Origin of the sequence: Dyadobacter sp. (assembly GCF_039919315.1) — a bacterium.
GTDB lineage: Bacteria > Bacteroidota > Bacteroidia > Cytophagales > Spirosomataceae > Dyadobacter.
In genome coordinates, this window is the sequence record NZ_JBDSFX010000042.1 from 1 (window position 1) to 24,398 (window position 24,398).

Genomic DNA, 24,398 nt, shown 5'->3' on the forward strand with positions numbered 1-24,398 from the left:
CGAGGATCTGCTTTTCTCTTTCAGGGCGGTAAATAATCGACTGCGACGAGCGTTTCAGATCTCCAACCTTTTTCACAAGCTCCATTCGCTCGTTCAGAACGTTCAGCAACTCGTCGTCGAGGTGGTCTATTCTATTTCTTAAATCCTGTAAATCCACAAAGAATTTTCTAAATTAAAAAGATGAGTAATTTCCGATAAGAAGGGTTTTGTTCGTGATGATAAAGACCTGCGTTTACGGATATTACTTGATGGGCGCCAAAGATAAACAATGCACTACCTATCCCGCCAATGCGAGCTCTTCAATATTCTTTTCAATTTTCAGGTTATCAATGATAAACCGCTGTCTCTCAGGTGTATTCTTACCCATAAAATAACTCAACAATTTATGGATCGATGTTTCTTTTTGCAGGATTACGGGCTCTACACGCATATCTTCACCAATGAACCGGCCAAACTCGTCGGGTGATATCTCTCCAAGGCCTTTGAAACGGGTAATTTCAGGTTTGCTACCCAATTTGTTTACTGCAATCTGCTTCTCTTCCTGGTTGTAGCAGTAAAAGGTTTCTTTTTTATTCCTGACCCTGAAAAGCGGTGTTTCCAAAACAAACAAATGTCCATTCCTCACCAGATCCGGGAAAAATTGCAGGAAGAATGTCATCAACAGCAAACGAATGTGCATACCGTCCACATCCGCATCAGTGGCGATCACGATCCGGTTAAAACGGAGGTTTTCTACTCCGTTTTCAATGTCCAATGCATGTTGAAGCAAATTGAATTCCTCATTCTCGTACACGATCTTTTTGGTTAAGCCAAAACTATTTAATGGCTTGCCTCGCAAACTGAATACAGCCTGTGTCTGGATATTTCGTGATTTTGTAATAGAACCACTGGCTGAATCTCCCTCCGTAATAAACAAAGTACTTTCGTAGCGCAACTCATTTTTGAGATCAGTCAGATGTAAACGACAGTCTCTCAATTTCTTATTATGCAAATTGGCCTTCTTCGCCCGGTCATTAGCAAGCTTTTTGATGCCAGCCAGTTCCTTGCGCTCCCTTTCTGATTGTTCGATCCTTTTTTTCAGAGCATCCCTTGATTCCGGGTGCATGTGCAGAAAATTATCAAGCCTTTCCTTAATAAAATCATTAACAAAAGTCCGTATTGTGGTACTGTTCGGGTCGGGCGTGATGGTGTTGGAGCCTAGCTTGGTTTTGGTTTGAGACTCAAAAACAGGTTCTTGCACGCGTATGGCTACGGCGGCAATGATCGATGAACGGATATCTTCCGGCGCGTAGTCCTTTCCGAAATGCTCCCTTACTGCCTTTACAACAGCTTCCCGGAAAGCAGCCAAGTGTGTTCCTCCCTGGGTTGTATACTGACCGTTAACAAAAGAATAATATTCCTCTCCGTACTGGTTGCCATGGGTCATCGCAAATTCAATGTCCTCTCCTTTCAAATGAAAAATCGGATAACGCAATGTTTCTGCGTCCGATTTGCTTTGCAGAAGATCCAGCAACCCATTGTGCGAAATATATTTCTGACCATTAAAATTGATCGTAAGCCCTGCATTCAGATAGCAGTAATTCCAGATCATATTATTCAGGTACTGCGGTATGTATTTGAAATTCTTGAAAATGGCTCCGTCAGGTTCAAATGCAATGTGTGTCCCATTGCGCTGGTTAGTCGATTCCTCACCCGATTCGTTTACAATAGCCCCTTGATGGAACTCTGCATTCTTTGTTTTTCCCTCCCGGAATGACTGTACCTTGAAATATTGCGAAAGTGCGTTTACAGCCTTCGTTCCTACTCCATTGAGTCCTACCGACTTTTGGAATGCTCCTGAATCGTATTTTCCACCGGTATTAATCTTTGAAACGCAGTCAACAACCTTACCCAAAGGAATTCCCCGGCCATAGTCCCTCACCTCTACCCTGTGTTCTGTAATTTTGATCTCAATGGTCTTTCCATTGCCCATCATATGCTCATCAATGGAGTTATCCACGATTTCCTTCACAAGCACATATATTCCATCATCAATTGACGAACCATCGCCCAGTTTCCCAATGTACATCCCTGGCCGCAACCGGATATGCTCTTTCCAGTCCAGTGACCTTATACTATCCTCGTCGTATTGAACGTTGGTACTTTCCATAATTATGAATATTCTTTTAGGCGGATTTCTTATTTTGAATATTGTATTTTAATAATTTTGACTAAATATCGTTACCCTGTTATAACTTTGCGAGATACATGGCAAATAGCCGATTAGTAGAAATTCTTTAAAAATAGGAAAAATCTAATTTACTTTGCCATCATATACACATCCAAATGTTAAACATGCTCGGATCCTAAATTCAAAAATACTAGTCTAAAACATAGTTTTAATGAATTTTCAGCATTTCAATAGTACAATAATTCTTCTTATGAACAGATTCAAATTGGCTAAAACTTATAAATCTCTACTTCCTTATTTCCTAAGTTTAATTATTTCCCTACCAGCCTTTTCACAGGTAAATGCACCCGCAGCAGCCGGCCAGGCACCCCAGGGTAACACTCAATCCGGGACACCCAGAGGTAATGCACCAGGAAATGCCCAAGGAAACCAGCCTGCAAGTCCCAATTCCGGCAACCAACAATCTGGTAATCCGCAATCGACTGATCCACAAAATACTGATAAAGCGAAGACAGCGACTGATCAGAAAGCACAGAATGCTGATGCTAACAACGATCAATCCAAAGTTAACAAAACGACATCATCCTCTCTCACACCCGAGGATCAGGAGAAAGAAGCCTTTCGCCAGAAAATTTACGGCTATTCTCTGTTTGCAGACAAAAGCCTCAGTCCAATTCCTGATTTACAAATTGCTACGCCTACTAATTATATCGTAGGTCCCGGCGACGAATTGAAAATATATCTCTACAATTATGCAGAGAGCACCCACGAAACAATCGTTAACAAGGACGGATTCATTAGCATTCCACGTGTTGGTAATGTATTTGTTTCCGGAAGGACCATTGAGGAAGTAAGAAAGATTTTAATTGACAAATTTGCCAAATTCACGCCCGGATTGATTGGTAATGGGGGCGAAACTGCCAGGACAAAGCTGATGGTAACATTAGGAGATATACGGTCTGTGAAGGTGTTTGTTACCGGTGAGGTGATCAATCCTGGGACCTATGAGGTCTCTTCATTGTCATCCGCTTTTAATGCTTTATACCAGGCGGGCGGCCCAAATGAAATTGGATCTTTCCGTGACATTCGTGTGGTTCGCCAAGGCAAAGTTATAACGCGCATTGATGTGTACGACTGGCTTGTTAATGGTAAGATTGACGGTGATATTCGTGTACAGGACAATGATAATGTCGTAGTGGGCTACTACCTAAAAAGAGCTGAAATCACAGGTATGGTAAAACGTCCTGGTATATATGAATTGAAGACGGAAGAAAAATTAGGAGATGTATTGCGTTATTCCGGAGGATTTAGTGACAGGGCCTATAGGGATCGGATTAAGGTTCAACGCATTACTTCCCGTGAAAGGAAACTCTTTGATGTTCCGCAAGACAGCTACGATGCATTTGATGTCGTTACCGGTGATTCTATTGCGGTTGGAACTATTTTAGACCGTTTCGAAAATAAAGTTACTATTGAAGGAGCGGTAATGCGCCCGGGAGATTATTCACTGGACAACAGCCCAACATTGAAAAAACTCATCGACAATGCAGATGGGTTGAGAGAAGATGCGTTTGTAGGAAGGATTAATGTGCTGAGAACCCGTACTGACCTTACGATCGAGAATATATCATTGAATTACACAGATATCATCAACAACGTGGTACCTGACCTGGTACTTACCCGACTTGACCAGATTATAGTACCGTCGAGATTTGACATGGCAGAGACTGCTTATGTGAGCGTTGAAGGTGAAGTGAACAATGTGAAAGTAGGCGAAAATGAAGGAAAATTCCCCTACACCGCCAACATGACCCTGGAAGATCTTTTGGTACAGGCTGGTGGTTTAAAAGAATCGGCCTATACATCGGAGATCGAAGTCGTGAGACGGAAAAGGGATAGCGTTGCAGGTGCCGCAAATGCTCAGATTTCGGAAGTTTTCAAGTTCAATGTGAACCGCGATCTTTCCATGAACAATAAGGCCAGCAACTTCACACTTTTCCCTTTTGATCAGGTTACAGTGCGGAAATCACCCAATTACGTAGAGCAGCAGACCGTGTTTGTAGAAGGCGAAGTACTGGTTACAGGACCTTATACGATCGTTAATAAAAATGATAAGATAAGCGATATCATTAAAAGAGCAGGCGGTCTTACTGAATTAGCCTACCCGGAAGGAGCTACACTGCTAAGAAGAACGCTGATCCAGAGCCTGGAACAGCCTACGGACTACGATGCTGCTGAGGCTACTGAAAAAAGCATCAAAAAAGGTACTATTTTAGGCGATCTGCCCAATGTTAAAGAAGAAAAGATCGGTATCGTATTGAAAAACATTCTTAAAAATCCTGGTTCTTTTGAAGATCTGGTAGTTCAGGAAGGCGACATTATCCGCATTCCTAAGAGACTTGAAACCGTACAGGTAACAGGCTCTGTGCTTTATCCTACCACCGTCAAATATGGTAAGGGACTGGCATTTACAGATTATATCTCGCAATCAGGCGGTTTCACCGTTCAATCGCTTAGAAAAAGCTCATACATTAAATATCCTAACGGTAACATTGATCGCACCAGAAGATTCCTGTTCTTCAATGTGTATCCAAAAGTGGAGCCGGGATCAGAGATATTTGTACCCGTTAGGGCTGCACCTGTATTGAATACACAGCAGACTATCTCAACTGCGACTGGCTTACTTAGCTCGGTAATGGGATTAATCGTAACAATATTGGCTTTCCGCTCACTCAATTAATATGGCCACGTCCACGCAAACCTTACAACCCATTCCAGACGACGAACTATCTCCAAAAGAAGTCGTTGAGAAAGTACTTGTGGTGAAAACCGCAATATTTCGAAACTGGAAAATGATTTTGCTCCTGCCCATCGTGGGTTTTGGAATTGGGTACGCCATGGATACCTATCTCAAAAAACCGAATACCTACGAAGCCAACGTGGTTTTTAACCTTGGAGGTGGTAGCCAGGCTTCCGGCTTGGGAGATGTGGCGGGTTTACTTGGATTAGGCAATGCGCCGGATGCGAACATTTTTACCGGTGAAAACTTTTTCTACTTCGTAAAATCACGTCCCGTACTCGAAAGGAACCTGATGAAGGAGGTTGAAATTCACGGCAAAAAAGAAATTTTCGCCAACTTTTACATCGATTCCAGCGGCATCAAGACCTCTGATTGGGAAGAAAGGCCGGATCTGCAACAATTTCATTTTCAAAATAATGATATTAAAAAGCTCGACCTGAATTCACGGATTGTGTTGAACGCGATTGTGAAAAGAGCAGCAGAGGCTACCGAAATCGCATCTTTGGACCGTAAATCGTCATTTATTGCGATTTCCACCAAAATGGAGAATGAGACATTGGCTGGTATGTGGGTTACTACCCTTCTAAAAACAGTGGAAGAGATGTACACCGAAAACCAGACTCAAAAAACCAGAAAAACGCTTCGCCTTCTTCAGCACCGTGCAGATTCCCTGGCCTCGGTACTGGGTATTGCAGAACATAAGCTGGCAAGACAGATGGATTACAGCCAGCAAATCATGTTACCTGAAGCGAAGGTTTCAGCTAACAGCATGGAGAGAAAATCTACTTTCCTGCAACAGCTTTATTACGAAGCCATGGCAAATGCAGAGAAAATGCGGGTCTCGCTGGTTCGAGAAGCCCCTCTGTTTACCGAAATCGAAGGAATTAAAGTACCTTTGGACGTAAAGTCCGAAGATAAGAGAAATGCAAAAATAGGTGCCCTGGCAGGTTTAATGATCGCCTTGATTTTCACTTATTTCCGAACAGTACTCACCCCTGTTCGTGTAGAAGAAAAGGCGTAAACAATGGCAATGGAACACACAACTACAATCAAAGCAGGCGGATCCGAGAAAGACTATTGGAAAGATCTTTGGCTTAACAGGCAACTTCTCTGGATTCTTTCCAAAAGGGACATTTCAGTACGCTACAAGCAAACTTTGCTGGGCGTGGCCTGGTCGGTACTGCGTCCTCTGGCAACCATGATCGTGATGGTCTTTGTGTTCAGTTATCTCGCCAAAATCAAAAGTGATCCCGGCGTGCCATATCCATTAATGGTATTGAGCGGCCTGACAATCTGGACATTTTTTGCCAATACATTCACCCAGATCAGTAACAGTATCCTGATCAATTCCAATCTGGTTTCCAAAGTATATTTCCCAAGACTACTGATGCCACTGAGCTCGATTGCTGTGGGATTTGTAGACTTTTTGATCACTTTTGGAATTTTTATAGTACTGACTTTATTCTTCAAGCATCCGATAAGCTGGCAGATTGTATTTCTTCCTTGCTTCATTTTACTTACATTTATTACTTCGATGGGCTTTGGCCTCTTTTTTGCAGTGTTAAATGTTCGTTTTCGTGATATCGGGCAGTTAATTCCTTTTTTAGTACAAGTGGGAATGTATGCCTGCCCGGTCGCTTACAGCAGTACGCTGGCCAAAGGTACCTGGTTCGAAAAATATTATAATTTGAATCCCCTGGTGGGCATCATTGATGGTTTTCGCTGGTGTCTTTTGGGAGATAAAGCTTATTTTAATCCACAAAGTTTGTATTCAACGGCAATAATTTCACTGGTTATTTTGATATTATCTTTGGTTTATTTCCGTAGAAAAGAAAACACTTTCGTGGACCATATCTGAAATAATTACATTTGGGCATGCCTGTAATCGTCGCTGAAAACATCAGCAAAAAATATATTATAGACCACCAACGTAAAACTGGCTCTTCCAGCCTGCGTGATATTGTTACCGATAAGGTAGACAAGTGGTTTTCCAGTAAGAAGGATACCTCCGGCTTTGCTGAAAAGGAGGAATTCTGGGCTTTACAGGATATCAACTTTAGCATTGACCAAGGCGACCGCATTGGTATCGTCGGTCATAATGGAGCTGGTAAGTCCACTCTTTTAAAGATCCTCAGCCGTATTACGGAACCTACAACCGGTCAGATCAAAATTGAGGGCCGCATTGCCAGTTTACTGGAAGTAGGTACGGGCTTTCACCCTGAACTTACAGGTCGTGAAAATATTTTCCTCAATGGTGCCATTCTCGGCATGTCGAAAAGTGAGATCAGGCAGTCATTTGATGCTATCGTCGATTTTGCAGGTGTTGAAAAATTCCTGGATACACCCGTTAAAAGATATTCTTCAGGTATGTACGTGAGGTTGGGTTTTGCGATCGCCGCTCACCTTAACCCAGAAATTCTGATCGTGGACGAAGTTTTGGCAGTGGGAGATACAGAGTTTCAGAAAAAATGTCTCGGCAAGATGCGTGATGTATCCGAAAGCGGCAGAACCTTGATCTTTGTAAGCCATAACCTTACTGCCATACAGGCGCTTTGCAACAAATCATTCTATTTCGAAAAAGGAAGATTGATCGATCAGGGGGAAACGACGCATATCGTCACCAACTACCTGAGCAAAGTATCTCATAAATCCCTTGAAAAGCACTGGGACAATATCGAAAATGCTCCCGGCAATGATCAGGTGCGTGTCAAACGGTTCAAGCTTTTCCCTGAATACCAGGATGATCTGAACCATATCGACGTTCGCACGCCTATCAATTTCCAATTTGAATTCTGGAATCTTGTGGAAGGTGCTACGCTTAATTTAAGCATGCACTTATATACTTTCACCGGTGAATGTATCTTCAATGTCGGAACTCAGGCTGAAACATTTTCTAAAGGACTGGTAAGTGGTACCTGCGAAATACCCGGTCACTTCCTGAACGACGGCTCTTATGTCGTTTCCATGATGATCGTAAAAGATACCAGCACGGTGCTTTACAATATGGAAGAGGCCCTCGTATTTGATATCGAAGATTACCGTGAAAATGTTACCTGGTATGGCAAATGGCCCGGATATATTCGCCCACAACTTAATTTTTCCATTCGCCAAACTGAACACGTAGTGAATGATTAACGTCACTAAAACTTTTCTACCAGATCAGGAACAATATCTGCAATACGTCCGGGAAATTTGGGAACGCGGATATCTTACCAATAACGGGCCGGTTTTACAACAACTTGAAGCAGCGCTTAAAGATTACCTGAAAGTCGATCATTTGTACTTTTGCGGAAATGGCACCATTGTGCTGCAAATCGCAATCAAAGCACTGGAAATTACCGGAGAAGTTATCACCACACCGTTTTCCTACGTTGCCACATCCAATGCAATTTTATGGGAAAATTGTACACCCATTTTTGTCGATATTGATCCGAAAACTTTCAATATTGATCCTGCTCTGATCGAGGCATCGATTACACCTTCCACTACTGCGATATTGGCTACCCATGTTTACGGTAATCCTTGCGACGTGGAAGCAATCGAGGTGATTGCTAAGAAACACAATTTAAAAATCATTTACGACGCCGCACATGCTTTCGGCGTAACATATAAAGGACGCTCACTGCTGTCCTATGGAGACCTGAGTACGTGTAGTTTCCACGCTACCAAGGTTTTTCACACCATTGAAGGAGGGGCGTTAATTTCCAATCATCCTGAACTGGACAAAAAACTGCATTTATTACGCGCATTTGGTCATCAAGGCGACGAGCTTTATTTGTATGCAGGAATTAATGGTAAAAACTCCGAATTTCATGCGGCTATGGGGTTAGTCGTTCTTCCGCATGTACAGGACATTATCGCCGCCAGGAAAGAAGTATTCGCTGCCTACGACAGTCTGTTAAACTGGGATTTGCTTTACAAACCTGTGATCAATCCTGAAATTGAATATAATTACGCTTACTATCCGGTTGTCTTTCCATCCGAGGAAGTGATGTTCAGGGTTATGGAAGCGTTACGGGAAGAGGACATTATCCCACGCCGCTATTTCTACCCGTCACTGAATACCCTTTCCTTCATGCCACGGCAAATTGCTTGTCCTGTTTCGGAAAATATCTCAGTAAGAGTGTTAAGTTTGCCATTATATGTTGGCCTGCCCTATGAGGATATAGCGCGTATTTCCAGCATCATCAACGGTCACTTATCACCATAACCCTATGGTTTTTCTTTATTGGATAACCTTTTTCCTGTTTCTCTACGGTATCAGTTTTGTTGCTAAAAGAATAGCTCAACCTTCGCTTACCGAATGGATCATTACTTGCTTTGTTCTTTTCGTAGGCAGCATTATTCCAACTGGTTTTGTGCTCTCGGCGTTGGATCTTACAGCCAATGTTTTTGCCTGGATTATAGGTAATTACATTGCACTCGCTTTACATTTCGCTATCTGGTCCTTTTTAATCCGCAATAAAGAGAGTTATTCGATCAGAAGTATCATTGCCAATCGCGGAGCTTCATTCAGGTTATGGTTCGGGGAGCTTTCACCCTATCTGAAAACGATTTTCGCATTCATGTTTGGTACACTCGCTATCATTGCGGTTACCAACCTGATTCTGGTCCTCTTTACTGTTCCAAATGAATGGGATAGCATGACCGGCCATTTAAACCGTGCCATCAGATACATCCAGCGGGGAACAATGGAGCACTTCGGAGGCACCAATTGGAGCATGGATACCTATCCGAAGAGTCTCACTACGATACATATCTATTCCTACCTGATCAGCGGGGACGTCGAGAATGCATTTAAACTCATTCACCAGATGGCCTACTACGTGACGCTGGTGTCCGTTTTTGGCATTACACAAAGAATCGGGCGGAACCTGTCGGCCAGTTTTTTCTGCGCCTTGGCATACAGCGTGTTCCTCGATTTCCTGATGCAGGCTGTTACTACGGAAACGGACATCGTGCTGACAGCCTACCTCGGATGCCTGCTGTATTTCCTTTTCACCTATTACACCAATCGCGACAGCCGCTACCTCTACCTCACAGGGATCACATTTGCGATCGTAACAGGGCATAAGGCAACTTTCGCATTACTAATGCCCTCGGTGTTCGTGATCATGATTTATACCGTGTTCCTGGCGCCCGGTTTTAAAGTGTTTCTTGAAAGGACGTTGAGGCTGGGACTCGCGATATCGTTTTTTGCATTGATTTACACCGTACCCACGGGCTATATCCGAAATATCCAGGTATTCGGCCACCCTATCGGCCCTGCAACTGCTCGGTACCACCAGTCGTACGAGCGGGCTGGCGGTGCAGCAAACCTTTTTGAGCAGGGCAGCCGCAACGTGATCCGGTATACCTACGATTTCTGGAACCTCGACGGCATAAGAAACGCCCAATGGGGTTACGACCTGAATACCGCCATCCGGAAACCATTGGTGATTCTGGAGGATAAACTGCATATGCGCCTCGACGAAGAGACCGACTTCACTATCGTTCCATTCTCCTTCCAGCGGGGATTCTATTACTACAATGCGAACCCTTACTGGGGCGTATTCGGTTTTGCATTGATCCTACCGCTGATGTTGCTGGTACTGATACGGATTTTCAGGTCACGCGTGCATTTTTTCCTTGTGATTGCTTTCTGTCTTAACCTCGCCGCGATTTCTTACTCAGCAGCATACGATCCTTTCAAAGGCCGGTATTTTATGGAAGCAGGCATTTTCGGCGTGCTTTTCCTGCTACTGCTTTTCTCCAATCACCGCCTATCGATCATCAAGCCGCGCAGGAATGTGTGGAAAGGCTATATTATGGTGGTCGTGGGGCTGGCCTGCATTTCGGGAATAATGGCTGTTTACCTCAACATCCGCTGCCTGCCGTTCGCGTCATACGGAGTGGAGTCCGCATTCAAGATGGACCGTATCCCTTACCAAACATTTGCGAGACCCGATGTTACAAAGGCCTACATGCGTTTCGATTCTATTGTTCCAGAGAATGCTACCGTGGCGCTCGCGACGGTGAACAGTGATTTCGAGTACCCGCTTTACGGCAAAGACCTGACCCGTAGATTAATCTCTATTAATCCGTTCGAAGAAGGCCTGCGCCCGATCCCGAAAGACGCCGATTATCTTTTCTACGCCCGCAAGATCGTGAACGACACCAGCAAAATCCGCGCATTGCCCACCGACATCCGGTTGGGATCTGACACGACCCTTTATCGCCGTATGTTTTTGAGCGAGAAAGGCGAAGATTATTATCTGAGAAAACTCAAATAGCCCAAGCCATGACCATTGCAATCATGCAGCCCTATATTTTTCCATATATAGGCTATTTCCAACTGATCAATGCGGTTGATAAGTTTATCATTTACGATGATGTAAATTACATTAACAAAGGCTGGATCAACAGGAACAACATCCTGGTTTCAGGTCAGGCGCACCTTTTTACAATTCCGCTGAAAGACGCCAGCCAGAATAAGCTGATCAATGAAGTGGCGCTTTCGAGGAATGATCCGTGGCAGAAAAAGTTCTTGAAAACCATTCAGCAGTCCTACCAGAAAGCGCCCTATTTTCAAAAGGTTTTTGTTCTGATTGAAGAAATTGTAAATTTAGATGTTCAAACCGTTTACGAACTTACCTTGAATGCGCTGATTAAAACAAGTGCGTTTATGGAAATTAAAACGGAAATTGTCCCATCTTCATCAATATACAACAATACTAACCTGAAAGGACCGGAGAGAATTCTGGATATCTGTAAGCAAGAGAACGCCAGCCATTACATCAATCCGATTGGAGGAATGGAATTGTACGATAAATCCAAATTTGAAAAAGAGGGAATAAGACTTGACTTTATTAAAAGTGTTTCGAGCCCCTATATTCAATTCAAAAATGCTTTCGTACCTTGGCTGTCAGTTATAGATGTCCTGATGTTCAATAGTCCCGATGAAATCAGGAAGCAATTAGAGGCTTACGAACTAATTTAGGAATGGCGAAGATTATCGTTTTTGGAGTACTTGATACAGCAGAATTAGCACATTACTATCTAACTCATGACTCGGAGCATGAGGTTGCTGCTTTCACAATCAATCGCCAATATTTAGAGCACGATTCTTTTAAAGGAGTGCCTGTTGTTGCTTTTGAAGATGTGGAGACTATTTTTCCGCCCTCCGAATATTCATTTTTCGCACCTATGACCGGTCGTAACATGAACAGGAACAGGGAAGGCATCTACAATGAGGCCAAAGCGAAAGGCTATCAGTTTATTTCTTATATCAGTTCCAAGGCTACGATCTTCGATAAAAGTGTAATCGGTGACAACTGCTTTATACTGGAAGATAACACTATTCAGCCGTTTACGACGGTTGGGAACAATGTGGTCATGTGGAGCGGTAATCATATCGGCCATCATGGACAGATCAAAGACCATGTATTCTTCACCTCTCACGTGGTACTTTCCGGTCACTGCGTAGTCGAATCCTATTCATTTTTTGGGGTTAACAGTACGATCCGGGATTATACGCCGATCGCGCAGGGAACTTTGGTAGGTATGGCTTCGGCGATCACCCGAGAAACTGAGGAATGGGGCATTTATATCGGAAATCCAGCAAAAAAGGTCCCCGGTAAAAAGAGTTTTGAAGCTTACTGATACGTTGGTATCCGTGTGAAGATTGGTAATCGGAGAAATCCGAAGTTTGGAGATAGCAATTTACTTGGTTAATGGAGCAGAAGAAAATACTATTTGTAAGTCACGATGCAAACAGGGCTGGTAGTCAGTTACTGTTGCTGCAGCTGCTACGGTTGTTGAAAGATCGGGGCGTGCCGATGCATCTGTTGCTTTGCAGTGGTGGAGAACTGGAACAGGAATTTGAGGAGGTGGTCAGCATTACCCGTCTGTATCAAAACGACAAAGTGTCTCCCACCCCATTCACAGGGAAATTGCTCAAAAAAGTCAATCTGTATAAATTATACGAAGAGAGGTCCGTTCAGCGCATCAACGATAGAATTGCCACGGAGCTCGAACATCATAACATTGGACTAGTATTCATCAATTCCATTGCCAATTCCGGCGTTTACTACGAGTTCCTTACATTTCTGCATCATTTACCGCTGGTATTGTTTGTGCATGAGCTGGGTATGTCGGTAAAGATATATACGCACGAAAAACATCTGAATTACCTGTTAAAGAAAACAGATCACCTGATTGCAGTATCTCATGCCGTAGCCAACTACTACGTCAAGAAATACAGTTTCCCCGAAAAACATGTCAGCACATTCACGCTGATCGACCATGAGCACATTGATCAAAAACTCAAATCGATCCAGCACGATCTGCTTGAAAAAACATACCGCATTCCACAGGATGCCATTGTCGTAGGAGGTTGCGGAAATGCCGAATGGCGAAAAGGAAACGACATTTTCAACTGGATCGCTAAAAGGGTAATTCACAAAACCACGCCACTACCCGTATACTTTGTATGGGTAGGTGCGGGACCGCAGCATGAGATATACGAACTGATTGAAAGCGATATAAGGCTGATGGGCCTAAGCGATAGGATCATATTGGTTCCTCCAACTCCCCACGCGCTGGACTACATCAACCGCTTCGACATACTATTGCTCAGCTCACGGGAAGATCCATATCCCCTGGTTGTGATGGAGGCAGCTTTGCAGGAAATTCCGGTAGTATGTTTCGAAGATGCCGGCGGCGCTCCCGAACTGATCGAATCCGATGCCGGCTTTGTGGTACCATATATGGATATATCCGCAGCTTCGGAAGCCATCATTCAACTGGTACTGGATCCGTCCATGAGAGATTCTATGGGTCAGAACGGCCGTAAGAAAGTATTGGAAAGGCACAATACGGACAAAAGTGTGGCGAGGATCGAAGCCATCATTCAAAAGTATTTACCTTTACAGGTTTCGGAACAGCAAAATCAATGACGATTGCCTTTACTATTTGCTCAATCAACTACTTAGCGCAGGCCAGGACACTGGGAGATTCACTCAAATCCACCAATCCGGATGTGCTTTTTTTTATAGGCCTGGTTGACGCGCTGAATGGTGTAGAATTTGAAGATTCTTACGCTCCTACCTATCCGATGATCGAAATCGATAAGATCGACATCAGGGATTTTCAGGAAATGTGTGACCGGTATAATATTACCGAGCTGAACACGGCCGTCAAACCGTTTTACTTCACTTACTTTTTCAAACATTATCCGGAAGCAAAAAATGTGATCTATTTTGATCCGGATATCATTGTTTTTCAGCCATTAACCGAGCTTCTGCATTCATTATCGAAGCATAATGCCGTCCTGACGCCACATATCAATACCCCGATTGAAGATCAATTGAAACCAAACGAGTTACACCATTTGAATACCGGTGTTTATAACCTTGGTTTCGTAGCATTCAGCCGGAGCGAAGCAAATTCACAGTTTATCAGCTGGTGGGAAGAGAAATTAAGATATGAATGTCTGATAGACCTTTGCAATGGACTTTTTGTTGATCAGAATTGGATGAATTTTTTGCCGGTTTTTGTGCAAAATACACATTTGGAAAGAAATCCCGGGTACAATGCTGCCTACTGGAATTTACATGAGCGTACCTTCAAAAAAGAAGACGATACCTACTATGTGAATGGTACCGACCCGCTGATATTCTTTCATTATAGCGGCTACGATCCTGCCAAGCCTGAAATACTGTCGAAGTACCAGGACCGTTTTGAACTGGAAAAACGAAAAGATCTTACTGAGTTGTTTGACCTTTACCGAAACAACCTTCTCACCAACGGTAACGCCTATTACCGAAAATTCCCCTGTGCTTACATCAAACCTACCCCTTTACGTCGTTATCAGCGGGTAAGAAAGTTTTTGAAAACGCCAATCCATTATGTGATTGGTCAGCTTGAAACGATCTGATGAAAGAACTGGTAACCGTAGTCATTCCGATATTGAACCCGCAGATTAACCCTACGGAGGAAATGATGCTACACCATTGCCTGGAAACGCTGCATAAGTATCCCTTGATTTTTATTGCCGGCGAGGGAGCGGATCTTTCTATTGTCCGGGAACACAATGAGAACATTGACGTCATTTATTTCCCCAATAAATATTTCCGGTCGAGGAAAGACTTCGCCAGCCTGCTGTTGATGGAGGATTTTTATGACCGGTTTAACTGGTGCGATTTCCTGCTGGTGCATGAGCTGAATAGTTGGGTGATCAAAGACGAACTGTATTACTGGTGCAAGCAAGGATATGATTATCTGAAATCCGGACCCGTTTATGATTCGGTTACGCAAGGTAAAGACAATGTTATTTCCAGGACGTTAGGACTGAATGACGACGAAAAACGATTATTCGGAAATGGTTATGACGATAATGGCATTTACCTTTGTCGCATTGAGCGCATGACCAAAACGCTGAAAGCAAAGAATAAAGAGGCTTATGCGTATCGTCATGATGAAAAATTGCCCAGTGCCGATTCGGTTTTCTGGGACATTGAGGCTAATCGTTTCTGGCCCCACTTGCGAAAACCGACTATTACCGTGAGAAATTATTTCGCTCAGAATGCTGTAAATCTCAACGAAAACAAAACATTACCTTTTGCAATAACAGGCATATCGCGGGCAAACATTCAAAATTTGCCTTATTTCAAACCAATGCCGGAGGCAGATTAATCGTACATGAATATTATATATACAGTTTGTAACCGGACAAACCTGAACCACGCGCTGGTTCTGGTAGAATCTGCGTTACGCCACCAGCCCAATGATACTTTTTACCTTTGCTGGGTTGACACACTACCATTAAAGGATCTTCCATCTCACATTAAATTGCTAACAGTCGCGGAATCGAACATTCCGCATTTTAAAGGCATGGAGGCGCAATATTATCATTTTGAATTGCTTCCAGCTAGTCGTCCATGGTTTGGCCTGGAAATACTACGGAGGAACCCGGAATGCGAACGTATCACTTTCCTAGCGCCCACAGTTTTGCTGACCAAGTCGATTGAAGAAGTTGCGGGTACCAATTCCGATGTCGTCTTAACTCCCAACATTAATAAGCCGCTTGCTTCGTCGACTATTTTGGATGATAAAAGGATTCTTAATATAGGTATGTTCCATTCGGGAAGCTGGATTTTGAAGCCGGGACCATTAACCATTCAGACATTGCAATGGTGGGCCGACCGAACAGTGGACCGGGCTAAATTTGATCTTTGCAATGGCATGAACACGGATCAGCTTTGGTTGAACTATGTGCCGGTTTGGGTACCCGATACAGTTCAGGTCAGCAATCCGGGCTGGCATTATGGACTTCATGCAGTATTGAACAGAAATTTAGTATCGACGAAAGAGGGCTTTTCGGTTGATACTCAACCATTAATCTCAGTCGACTTTGCCGGACTAGATCACTTCGATCCTGTTTGGTCAGATCATGCGGCCCTATTATCAAAGAATGCTGCACTCAGGGAATTGTACTCAGATTACAAAAAGTCTGTGAAAAAGACACCTGTTCTCGTACAGAATGACGGCATACCTGGTTATGGAAAACCGGCAGATATTAAGAAAAACAGGATTTCAAGAAATAAGCTTGCGGGTAAGTTAAAAGCCTTAACCGTCTATATCGATCAGTTTTAATTTACAGTGGAATCAGGATTCTATGCATTTCCTTGAACAAAGCACGCAGGACCTGCGGAATTTTATATCAGGCTTAAAAACCATCACACACGCAGCCGGGGCTTCCAAATACCCCAAGCTCACTGTCATCACGCCATCTTATAATCAGGCGGCCTACCTTGAACGCACTATACTGAGCGTTTTAAATCAAAACTACCCCAACCTGGAATACATGATCGTGGACGGCGGTTCAACGGATGCAAGTGTTGAGGTAATCAAAAAATACGAAAAACACATTTCCTGGTGGGTCTCGGAGAAGGACCGTGGGCAGGTTCATGCCATCAATAAGGCCCTCGAACGCGCAACAGGAGACTACATTACTTTCCAAAATTCGGACGATGTATATTTCCCGGGCACATTCGATCGTTTTGGAGAGGCAGCTTTAAAATACCAGTCCGACATTCTGTACGGGGATCTTTACATGATCACCACCGATGACGAGGTGACCGAGATACTCAAAACAACCTCTTACAGTTTCAGCTGTCAGATTTTGGAGGGTATGCAAATTCATAATCAGTCCTTATTTTTTAAACGCAAGTTGGTCCAGCAATACGGAACATTTGACGAAAGCTACCGGTTTGCCTTCGATTATGAGTTTATCACAAGATATACCGCTCATGCAACTACCTCAATCCGCAAGATAGACGGGCTTGGTGGAGCACTGCGGGTGCATGCCGACGCCAAGTCTTCGACCATTGCATCGGTGGGGAAAGAGGAACATTCGAAAATACAAAAATTGTACATTTCAACGAACAGTTCCCCTGCTCTCAACAAAATGAGGTATCTTTGGTGCCGGATTCGTAAAATATCCTATTTCGTCCTGCGGTTGGATATAAAATACATTAGTTTCAGATTATCCAGATGAATTGGAGTTTACTTAATGTAGCCACAAATTTTAACTTTCTCAGGTATTCAGTGGGCATCGCGATGATGTTCAACGGATTCCCTCTGATATTTTTTATCAGGGATACCCTGGGAGTAGGCCCAGCCAGCAGTGTTTTTACCGCGATTTTCTTTTCATTAGCACTTGTGCTAATGGTACCGCCAACCATTTTCAAGCGGCTATACAAGCCCAATGTCATTCTCCTCAATCTGGGATTAGGTTTCCTGTTGCTGACATTGTATTATTTCTTTTTCATGAATTCAGTGGGCAAATCAGTGGCTGACATTGGAAACTTTGTCTTCACTTTCGGCTTCATAGCGCTGCTGCTTCACATTCCCAATGATGTGAAGGATACCCTGATTATGGTATTATTTCTCTTCTCATTTTTTACGAACATTACATTAGTATACTCACTCCTCACCGATCCTAACTGGACGCCGGGGATGCGTGCGGCCGTAAGTTTTGCAAACGAAGGGGCGCAACCCGGAGGGAATCCGCACATTACAGCTCGGAATGGGATCATTTGTATGGTATCCGCAGTTGTAATGCTCAGTAGGACGCCGGGTATTTTGACAAAAATATTTCTCTTCTTCTCTATTCTTTTTGGATTGGGCGTGCTTGTACTTTCTCTTGCGAAATCCAGCTATCTCGGTGTCGGCATCATGATCGGCGCATACTTTATTTTTCAGTTTAAGTTTTCCAATATCACATCGGCGATCCGGAATGCATTTAAATTCCGCAATATGCTGTTTATCATATTGATACTGGTCGGGGTAAACTATTTTCTTAGTAAGTACGGCGACATATTGAACTTGTTGCTAGGTTATTGGGATGTTTTTGAAAACCGGATTATGGACGTAATTTTTACCTCCACAGGGGTAAAACTCTCGGATACCGCCGATGTCGATGCCTCCGCAATGGGCCGCGTAAGTGGTTTTGGCGAGTTTTTGGAAACCTTATTCTCCTGGGAAGTATTCCTTGGCAGAGGTTATAAAGACGAATACCTGGATGTTCCTATTCTGGAATCATGGGTCAATCACGGGATATTCGGATTTGTGTTTTTTGCGAGTTTCAACTTCTTCCTGTTCATTTATGCAATCAGGGAAGTGAAACGATACACCAATCCGCTAACTACATTCCTTGCTTATTTCTTCCTGTCCATGATGGTTTTGCTCGTGACTGGCGGAAGACCATACGATATCGCTTTCTGGTTCCCCTATTCCGTGATGATCCGCTTCCTGGGCATCAGGTACCTGGATAACATCAGAAAACCTGTTCCTAATAGTACGTTGACAACCGTAACGTCTTAAATATAGCCTTCCTGATCTTAACTTACACCTGGATCCGGGAGTCCTAACCAAACGCATGAAAGACCGAGTTGAACAATTGGATGGATTAAGGGGCATTTTTGCAGTTCTCGTTATCGCCCACCATCATAATGCATTTAAAGAGTCGGTCTTTTACAACAACTTCTTTGTCATCAATGCGAGTCTTTTCGTCGACTTCTTTTTCGTTCTGAGCGGCTTTGTCATCGCGTTGAATTACATCAACCGCATTCATACTCCCCGGGATTTTTTCGCTTTTCTAAAAAAACGGTTCATTCGTTTGTATCCCCTTCTATTTTACACTGAAATCGTTTTTGTGATCGCCAATTTACTGGGAGAGCAAAGTCCGATGAAGAATGTCGGAAATATGGGGCTGAGCTATTACTTTTTCACCACTTTTGATACGCTTACCTTCATGGGTTCCAGCACTGTTTTTGGAGCGTGGATCAGCAATAATTATCCTTCCTGGTCTATTTCTGCGGAAATGATCTCTTACCTGGTTTTTGGACTGGTATTACTGCTGCTTTCACGGTTCAAATATTTTGCATTTTTCTTAATCACAATACTTTCCGCAGTTTTCATCTTTTCAAGGGGCGAGTACCTTTTGGCTTATGACTATGGCTTTGTCCGTGCGCTTCTCAGCTTTTGTTTAGGAATATTTACACATCTTTTGCTCAGCAAAAAAAGCTATCGTCTTTCCGCCTTTGAAATTCCCTTTTTGCTGTTTCTCGTGCTATCCATGTATTGCGTCCACCATTGGAACCTGAATCTCTGGAAACTGATTTTCCCATTCATTTTCGCAATAGGTATCGTTATTTTCAGCAGCTCAACAGGCATAGTAACCCAGCTTCTTTCAAGCAAACCTTTTCAATATCTCGGCAAGATATCTTATTCCATTTATCTGAACCACGCCATCGTCCTGATTTTCGTCAATGTCGTTCTTTTCCGTGCGTTGAAGTCTCCGGAAAATGAGTGGATGTTCGGCCTTTCGCTGGCATCGTCCATTGCCCTCACGATCCTGTACTCGCATTTCACATACGAATGGGTGGAAATGCGGTTTGGTAAATTTCTAAAAGCCAGACTGAACTAACATTCCACGTATCCGGCATAGTCTTTATCCGTTTAAATTCATCAATCAACGGCAACCTTTCCTCGGTGAGGTTGGTTATTATTTAAACAGATATTCGAAATCATGGCAACATTCGCAGAACTTATCAACAGCAACAAACCCGTCCTGGTGGACTTTTCAGCGGAATGGTGCGGCCCCTGTAAAATGATGAAACCCATTTTGGAACAGGTGAAGGCTGATCTGGGCGATAGCGCAACTATTATCAAAGTAGATGTTGATAAGAACAAATCTGCCGCCAATGCGTACAAAATTCAGGGTGTGCCGACTTTGATCGTTTTCAAACATGGAAAACCAATGTGGCGGCAATCCGGAGTGGTACAAGCCGACCAATTGAAATCTGTCATTAAGAAGTATATCTAAAAGTTCGCGAAGCAATTTTTAACAATAATGACCCGAAACAACAGTCTGGAAGTACTTAGTAACATTGATTTTACCATCAGACAGCCTGACCAAGGTAGTTATGAGCAATACAAATTTGTAAACTGCGCTTTCTCAGACCTTTCAGGAATTGATTTCATCGATTGCATTTTCCAGGACTGCCATATGAGCAATGTGAATGTTAAAAATTGCAAGATTTCGGATATTGCATTTATCAACTGCAAGCTGACAGGCGCCAACTTTTTCGAAAGTAAGGAGTTTGCCTTCGCCGCAAGTTTTGAAAGCTGCATTCTGGATTATGCTATTTTTGACAGGAAAAAACTGAATAAATCAGCATTCAACAACTGTAAAATTCACGGCGCCGACTTCACCCAGGCTGATCTCTCCAAATGCAAGGTGCATAATTGCGACTTCTGGGATGCCGTGTTTTATAACACCAATCTGGCAGGGGTTGATTTCAGTACCAGCAAAAACTTCACCATTGATCCTACCGCTAACAGTATCAGGAAAGCCAAATTTCTTTCCTCCGATCTCGCAGGTCTTCTGACTAAATTTGACATAATTATCAAATAGCCCTTTGTCTGCCTGACGTTTTTTTGTTTCTTGGCGGAATTAAATTTTATAAACGGGATCATGTCAATTCAACTATTCGCAGAACGGGTTTTTACAGGTACAAAAGTTCTTGAAAATCAACTAATAACGATTCAGAATGGTAAAATTGCCGGACTGGAGAGTGCCAAACCTGATCCCGGAATTACAAAAGTTGCGAACCTGGCTCCCGGCCTTTTCGATAGTCACGTGAACGGTGGTGAAAAATATCATTTCACCGATAGGGCCGACGAAGAGACCATTGACGACATATACCAGGCCAGCCTGAATACCGGCACTGCCTACGTATTACCTACCCTGATCACTTCTCCCCAGGATAATATTTTAAAAGGCATTGAGGCCACCCGAAGTTATATTTCCAAAAATCCTGCATCCGGAGTTCTGGGAATGCATTTGGAAGGCCCGTTTCTAAACCCGATCAAACGCGGCGCTCACCTTTCGGAATATGTGAGAAAACCAACAAACGAAGAACTTGCAGAGATCATCAAATACGGAAAAGATGTGATCAGGCTGATCACGATCGCGCCGGAAATGTTCACCGACGACCAGCTCGCAATGTTGCTGGAATCAGGTATTACCGTTTCCGCAGGTCATTCCAATGCTACCTATGAAGAGGCTAGTAATGCATTTGCAAAAGGAATTCAGTTGGTCACCCATTTATACAATGCCATGTCAGCTTTCGGACACAGGCAGCCAGGTCTCGTAGGCGCTACTTTTGATACAGAATCGGTGTATGCGCCAATTATTATCGACGGTGTGCATTGCGATTTCGCAGCGGCGAGTGTTGCTTACAAGATCAAAAAAGACAAGCTGTTCCTAATTTCAGACGCCTTGTTTCTGGGTGAAAAAGTAACGCAATTCAAATGGGGCGAGTTTGATGCTTATCTCGAAAACGGTCGCTATACCAATTCAGACGGGAATTTGGCGGGGGCAACGATCTCGCTGGGAGATGCAGTTCGAAACGCCGTTCAGCAAGTTGGCATACCGTTGCAGGAAGCAATCGAAATGGCAACCATCCGGCCGGCCACGGCATTAGGTTTGAATGATAAAATCGGGAGCATTGCAATCGGCTATCCCGCCGTCTTCACCACTTTTGACGACAACCTGGACGCGTTCCAGGTGCTACCCCTGTAACCCAGGGACCCAGGGACCCAGGGACCCAGGGACCCAGGGCTGAAGCCCTGGGCTATACGGATGGGAGATCAGAGGACGAGCATACCGCTCTCCCTCAACTGCAACCAGGTCGCAGACTTGCTGAATGTTTCAAAACTTCCCAGATTGGCGGCTTCAAAATCATTTTTCAACTGTTCCAAACCATACGGTTCAGAATTTGAGATCAGCAAATCAGGAAGTATTCCTACAAGCCACTCTCCTACCGGGACACTTGTTTCAACTGCCCATTCTTTTTTCTTGTTAAAAAATACGAGCTCCGCTACTTCCTGTATCTTTTTGTCACGCTGCTCTTCAAACACCGACAGTTCCGGAAGACTACCAAGCCAGGTTACAAGCGCGTTAGGACGTGCATTGGAATCCCCTGGCTCGCTAATGCTTTTTCCAATATATTTTGGAGAAACAGAAGTCGCAGGGACCTTGAAATCAAACCACCGGGAAAGCGAAAAATCCAGACAAACACCATGCATATAATTGAATAACGACTTCCTCAATCCTTCCGCAAAACGGTCATGGTCAGCGCCTAGTGGATCCTGATGTTCCAAATCATTATTTGCGAATTTCCCCGTATCGGGTCCTAAACGCATAACATCAAACTCTTCCGGATGTAACCCAACAGGACTATGGGCTGTCATCGCAAAACGATGCCAAAATCCCGATTGGACAATTCCTGCCTGAAAAAGCTGCCGTACCATTTCCAATGCATCAATCGTTTCCTGCGCAGTTTGCGTTGGAAAACCATACATCAGGTACGCGTGTACCATAATGCCCGCCTGCGTAAATGCATCCGCAACGCGCGCTACCTGCGCGACGGTAACACCTTTTTTCATTCTTTCCAGCAACCTATCGGAAGCTACTTCCAGCCCGCCGGAAATGGCAATACAACCCGAAGTTTTCAGTAACAGACAAAGATCCGGGGTAAAATTCTTCTCGAAACGAATATTAGTCCACCAAACTACGGTCAGTTTGCGCCTGACAATTTCCAGTGCCAGATCCCTCAATAATGCAGGAGGAGCGGCTTCGTCGACGAAATGAAAGCCATTCTGCTGTGTCTGGGCTATGATTTCTTCAATCCTGTCACACAACAATGCCGCCGTCATGGGTTCGTAGCGACGGATATAGTCCAATGAAATATCACAGAAAGAGCATTTACCCCAGTAACAACCGTGCGCCAGCGTCAGCTTATTCCATCGCCCGTCACTCCAAAGCCGGTGCATCGGGTTTACGATTTCAATGACAGACAAATAATCATACAATGGCAGGTCGCTGTAATCAGGCGTGCCGGTGTCACGCTGGGGAACATCCTTTTCCTTCGCACCATTGTGGTATATCACTTCACCATCGACGAGCGAATAAACCCTTTTCAACATGGAAAGCGGTCTTTCTCCGTCCAAATATTCCAGTAGCGAAAGCAATGGCGCCTCACCATCGTCCAGACAAACAAAATCAATGTAATTAAAGACCCTCGGCTCTTTCAATGAGCGAAGTTCGGTGTTGGCGAAACCGCCACCCATTACAATTTTGATATCAGGATAATGCTGTTTCAGGTACTGGCCACATTTAAAACCACCATAGAGATTACCCGGAAACGGAACCGAAATACAGACAATGTGCGGGCGGTATTTTTGAATTTTTTGTTCCAGTACCCTTTTTAATGTCTCGGACAAAAGCGTATCCGGCATTTCCAACGCCTGCTCCATTTCATCGAAACTGGTTGCCGACCTTCCCAAACGTTCAGCATAACGGCTAAATCCGAAATGCGGATCCACAGCTTCCTGAATCAAGTCTCCAAGATCTTCCAGGTATAATGTAGCCAGGTGCCGCGCTTTATCGTGAATTCCCATCGTCCCGAAAGCCCAATCCATATCTTCAAGCTGCTGAAACCGGCTGGCTTCGGGCAGATAACTGCGGTCGCAAATGCTGTGAGCGAGCGTAGGATTGATGTTTTTGAGAAAACGAATAACCGGATCAATGGTGCTGATGTAGTCGTCTTTGAGCGAATAAATCCGGAAACTATTGTCAGTCAGTTCAATGTCGGAGGCGTCAAGATCCGAAAACAGTTTTGTCAGACCTTTTGAAGAAAACAATTCAAGGATCACATCAATGCCCAGATCAGCCTGATACGACTCCCATCCCAAAGTATTCAAAAATCCTTTCAGATATGCAGTGGCAGGATAAGGCGTATTAAGCTGAGTAAATGGTGGGGTGATGAATAATGTCTTCTTTTTCACTGATTCAGGTTTTCTTCGCCGCAAAGTTAG

Annotated in this window: 21 protein-coding genes; 18 read left to right on the forward strand and 3 right to left on the reverse strand. The window is 43.8% G+C overall.

From position 1 onward, the window contains the following. A partial coding sequence (locus ABIO93_RS11425; protein ID WP_348067705.1) for a chorismate mutase occupies window positions 1-157 on the reverse strand: 157 nt, incomplete at its 3' end. A gap of 120 nt (window positions 158-277) precedes the next feature. After that, window positions 278-2,149 (reverse strand): DNA topoisomerase IV subunit B, encoded by a 1,872-nt coding sequence (locus ABIO93_RS11430; RefSeq protein ID WP_348067631.1) that lies wholly within the window; start codon window positions 2,147-2,149, stop codon window positions 278-280. Window positions 2,150-2,420: 271 nt separating this feature from the next. On the opposite strand from ABIO93_RS11430, the gene ABIO93_RS11435 reads away from it, so the two are divergent. The 18 genes from ABIO93_RS11435 to nagA all read left to right on the forward strand — a co-directional run bounded on the left by ABIO93_RS11435 (window position 2,421) and on the right by nagA (window position 22,101). Next, on the forward strand, window positions 2,421-4,910 hold the full coding sequence (locus tag ABIO93_RS11435; RefSeq protein WP_348067633.1) for an SLBB domain-containing protein: 2,490 nt from the start codon (window positions 2,421-2,423) through the stop codon (window positions 4,908-4,910). Window position 4,911: 1 nt separating this feature from the next. Next, entirely contained in the window at window positions 4,912-5,991 is a 1,080-nt protein-coding gene (locus ABIO93_RS11440) for a hypothetical protein (RefSeq protein ID WP_348067635.1), read from the forward strand. 3 nt (window positions 5,992-5,994) lie between these two features. Next, the gene (locus ABIO93_RS11445) at window positions 5,995-6,828 is read left to right on the forward strand and encodes an ABC transporter permease (RefSeq protein WP_348067637.1); all 834 of its coding nucleotides are present in this window, start codon (window positions 5,995-5,997) and stop codon (window positions 6,826-6,828) included. Between the two features lie 17 nt (window positions 6,829-6,845). Further along, window positions 6,846-8,105 (forward strand): ABC transporter ATP-binding protein, encoded by a 1,260-nt coding sequence (locus ABIO93_RS11450; RefSeq protein WP_348067639.1) that lies wholly within the window; start codon window positions 6,846-6,848, stop codon window positions 8,103-8,105. Beyond that, entirely contained in the window at window positions 8,098-9,180 is a 1,083-nt protein-coding gene (locus tag ABIO93_RS11455) for a DegT/DnrJ/EryC1/StrS family aminotransferase (RefSeq protein WP_348067640.1), read from the forward strand. The genes ABIO93_RS11450 and ABIO93_RS11455 overlap by 8 nt, the downstream gene beginning before the upstream one ends. 4 nt (window positions 9,181-9,184) lie before the next feature. Further along, a complete protein-coding gene (locus ABIO93_RS11460; RefSeq protein WP_348067642.1) occupies window positions 9,185-11,242 on the forward strand; it encodes a glycosyltransferase family 39 protein in 2,058 nt (685 codons plus the stop codon). Window positions 11,243-11,250: 8 nt separating this feature from the next. Continuing rightward, on the forward strand, window positions 11,251-11,949 hold the full coding sequence (locus ABIO93_RS11465) for a WbqC family protein (protein ID WP_348067644.1): 699 nt from the start codon (window positions 11,251-11,253) through the stop codon (window positions 11,947-11,949). A gap of 2 nt (window positions 11,950-11,951) precedes the next feature. Next, a complete protein-coding gene (locus tag ABIO93_RS11470) occupies window positions 11,952-12,611 on the forward strand; it encodes an acetyltransferase (RefSeq protein ID WP_348067646.1) in 660 nt (219 codons plus the stop codon). A 71-nt stretch (window positions 12,612-12,682) separates the two neighbouring features. Then, complete coding sequence (locus tag ABIO93_RS11475) at window positions 12,683-13,906, forward strand: glycosyltransferase family 4 protein (protein WP_348067648.1); 1,224 nt, start codon at window positions 12,683-12,685, stop codon at window positions 13,904-13,906. Beyond that, on the forward strand, window positions 13,903-14,886 hold the full coding sequence (locus ABIO93_RS11480; RefSeq protein ID WP_348067650.1) for a glycosyl transferase: 984 nt from the start codon (window positions 13,903-13,905) through the stop codon (window positions 14,884-14,886). Before ABIO93_RS11475 ends, ABIO93_RS11480 begins: the two co-directional genes overlap by 4 nt. Further along, window positions 14,886-15,644 carry a DUF5672 family protein gene (locus ABIO93_RS11485; RefSeq protein WP_348067652.1) on the forward strand — a complete coding sequence of 253 codons (759 nt, stop codon included), beginning with the start codon at window positions 14,886-14,888 and terminating at the stop codon, window positions 15,642-15,644. The genes ABIO93_RS11480 and ABIO93_RS11485 overlap by 1 nt, the downstream gene beginning before the upstream one ends. A gap of 6 nt (window positions 15,645-15,650) precedes the next feature. Next, window positions 15,651-16,604 carry a hypothetical protein gene (locus ABIO93_RS11490; RefSeq protein ID WP_348067654.1) on the forward strand — a complete coding sequence of 318 codons (954 nt, stop codon included), beginning with the start codon at window positions 15,651-15,653 and terminating at the stop codon, window positions 16,602-16,604. A 22-nt stretch (window positions 16,605-16,626) separates the two neighbouring features. Continuing rightward, window positions 16,627-17,508, forward strand: a complete 882-nt coding sequence (locus tag ABIO93_RS11495) for a glycosyltransferase family 2 protein (protein ID WP_348067656.1) — start codon at window positions 16,627-16,629, stop codon at window positions 17,506-17,508. After that, window positions 17,505-18,836 (forward strand): hypothetical protein, encoded by a 1,332-nt coding sequence (locus ABIO93_RS11500; protein WP_348067658.1) that lies wholly within the window; start codon window positions 17,505-17,507, stop codon window positions 18,834-18,836. The genes ABIO93_RS11495 and ABIO93_RS11500 overlap by 4 nt, the downstream gene beginning before the upstream one ends. Window positions 18,837-18,891: 55 nt before the next feature. Then, window positions 18,892-19,941, forward strand: a complete 1,050-nt coding sequence (locus ABIO93_RS11505; RefSeq protein ID WP_348067660.1) for an acyltransferase — start codon at window positions 18,892-18,894, stop codon at window positions 19,939-19,941. 102 nt (window positions 19,942-20,043) lie between these two features. Next, window positions 20,044-20,340, forward strand: a complete 297-nt coding sequence (gene trxA / locus ABIO93_RS11510; RefSeq protein WP_348067662.1) for a thioredoxin — start codon at window positions 20,044-20,046, stop codon at window positions 20,338-20,340. A gap of 27 nt (window positions 20,341-20,367) precedes the next feature. Beyond that, complete coding sequence (locus ABIO93_RS11515) at window positions 20,368-20,931, forward strand: pentapeptide repeat-containing protein (RefSeq protein WP_348067664.1); 564 nt, start codon at window positions 20,368-20,370, stop codon at window positions 20,929-20,931. A gap of 60 nt (window positions 20,932-20,991) precedes the next feature. After that, entirely contained in the window at window positions 20,992-22,101 is a 1,110-nt protein-coding gene (gene nagA / locus ABIO93_RS11520) for an N-acetylglucosamine-6-phosphate deacetylase (protein WP_348067666.1), read from the forward strand. Between the two features lie 68 nt (window positions 22,102-22,169). Here the strand turns inward: nagA and ABIO93_RS11525 are convergent, their stop codons facing one another. Then, window positions 22,170-24,368: a radical SAM protein gene (locus tag ABIO93_RS11525; protein ID WP_348067668.1), complete on the reverse strand. Its 2,199-nt coding sequence runs from the start codon at window positions 24,366-24,368 to the stop codon at window positions 22,170-22,172. Window positions 24,369-24,398: the final 30 nt, after the last annotated feature.

Bases quoted from the DNA above. Each gene is read 5' to 3' on its own strand.
- ABIO93_RS11440 (WP_348067635.1), top strand. From the start codon at position 4,912: ATGGCCACGTCCACGCAAACCTTACAACCCATTCCAGACGACGAACTA.
- trxA (WP_348067662.1), top strand. From the start codon at position 20,044: ATGGCAACATTCGCAGAACTTATCAACAGCAACAAACCCGTCCTGGTG.
- ABIO93_RS11495 (WP_348067656.1), top strand. From the start codon at position 16,627: ATGCATTTCCTTGAACAAAGCACGCAGGACCTGCGGAATTTTATATCA.
- ABIO93_RS11430 (WP_348067631.1), bottom strand. From the start codon at position 2,149: ATGGAAAGTACCAACGTTCAATACGACGAGGATAGTATAAGGTCACTG.
- ABIO93_RS11470 (WP_348067646.1), top strand. From the start codon at position 11,952: ATGGCGAAGATTATCGTTTTTGGAGTACTTGATACAGCAGAATTAGCA.
- ABIO93_RS11465 (WP_348067644.1), top strand. From the start codon at position 11,251: ATGACCATTGCAATCATGCAGCCCTATATTTTTCCATATATAGGCTAT.
- ABIO93_RS11445 (WP_348067637.1), top strand. From the start codon at position 5,995: ATGGCAATGGAACACACAACTACAATCAAAGCAGGCGGATCCGAGAAA.
- ABIO93_RS11515 (WP_348067664.1), top strand. From the start codon at position 20,368: ATGACCCGAAACAACAGTCTGGAAGTACTTAGTAACATTGATTTTACC.
- ABIO93_RS11480 (WP_348067650.1), top strand. From the start codon at position 13,903: ATGACGATTGCCTTTACTATTTGCTCAATCAACTACTTAGCGCAGGCC.
- ABIO93_RS11485 (WP_348067652.1), top strand. From the start codon at position 14,886: ATGAAAGAACTGGTAACCGTAGTCATTCCGATATTGAACCCGCAGATT.
- ABIO93_RS11455 (WP_348067640.1), top strand. From the start codon at position 8,098: ATGATTAACGTCACTAAAACTTTTCTACCAGATCAGGAACAATATCTG.
- ABIO93_RS11490 (WP_348067654.1), top strand. From the start codon at position 15,651: ATGAATATTATATATACAGTTTGTAACCGGACAAACCTGAACCACGCG.
- ABIO93_RS11460 (WP_348067642.1), top strand. From the start codon at position 9,185: ATGGTTTTTCTTTATTGGATAACCTTTTTCCTGTTTCTCTACGGTATC.
- ABIO93_RS11450 (WP_348067639.1), top strand. From the start codon at position 6,846: ATGCCTGTAATCGTCGCTGAAAACATCAGCAAAAAATATATTATAGAC.
- ABIO93_RS11505 (WP_348067660.1), top strand. From the start codon at position 18,892: ATGAAAGACCGAGTTGAACAATTGGATGGATTAAGGGGCATTTTTGCA.
- ABIO93_RS11500 (WP_348067658.1), top strand. From the start codon at position 17,505: ATGAATTGGAGTTTACTTAATGTAGCCACAAATTTTAACTTTCTCAGG.
- nagA (WP_348067666.1), top strand. From the start codon at position 20,992: ATGTCAATTCAACTATTCGCAGAACGGGTTTTTACAGGTACAAAAGTT.
- ABIO93_RS11435 (WP_348067633.1), top strand. From the start codon at position 2,421: ATGAACAGATTCAAATTGGCTAAAACTTATAAATCTCTACTTCCTTAT.
- ABIO93_RS11475 (WP_348067648.1), top strand. From the start codon at position 12,683: ATGGAGCAGAAGAAAATACTATTTGTAAGTCACGATGCAAACAGGGCT.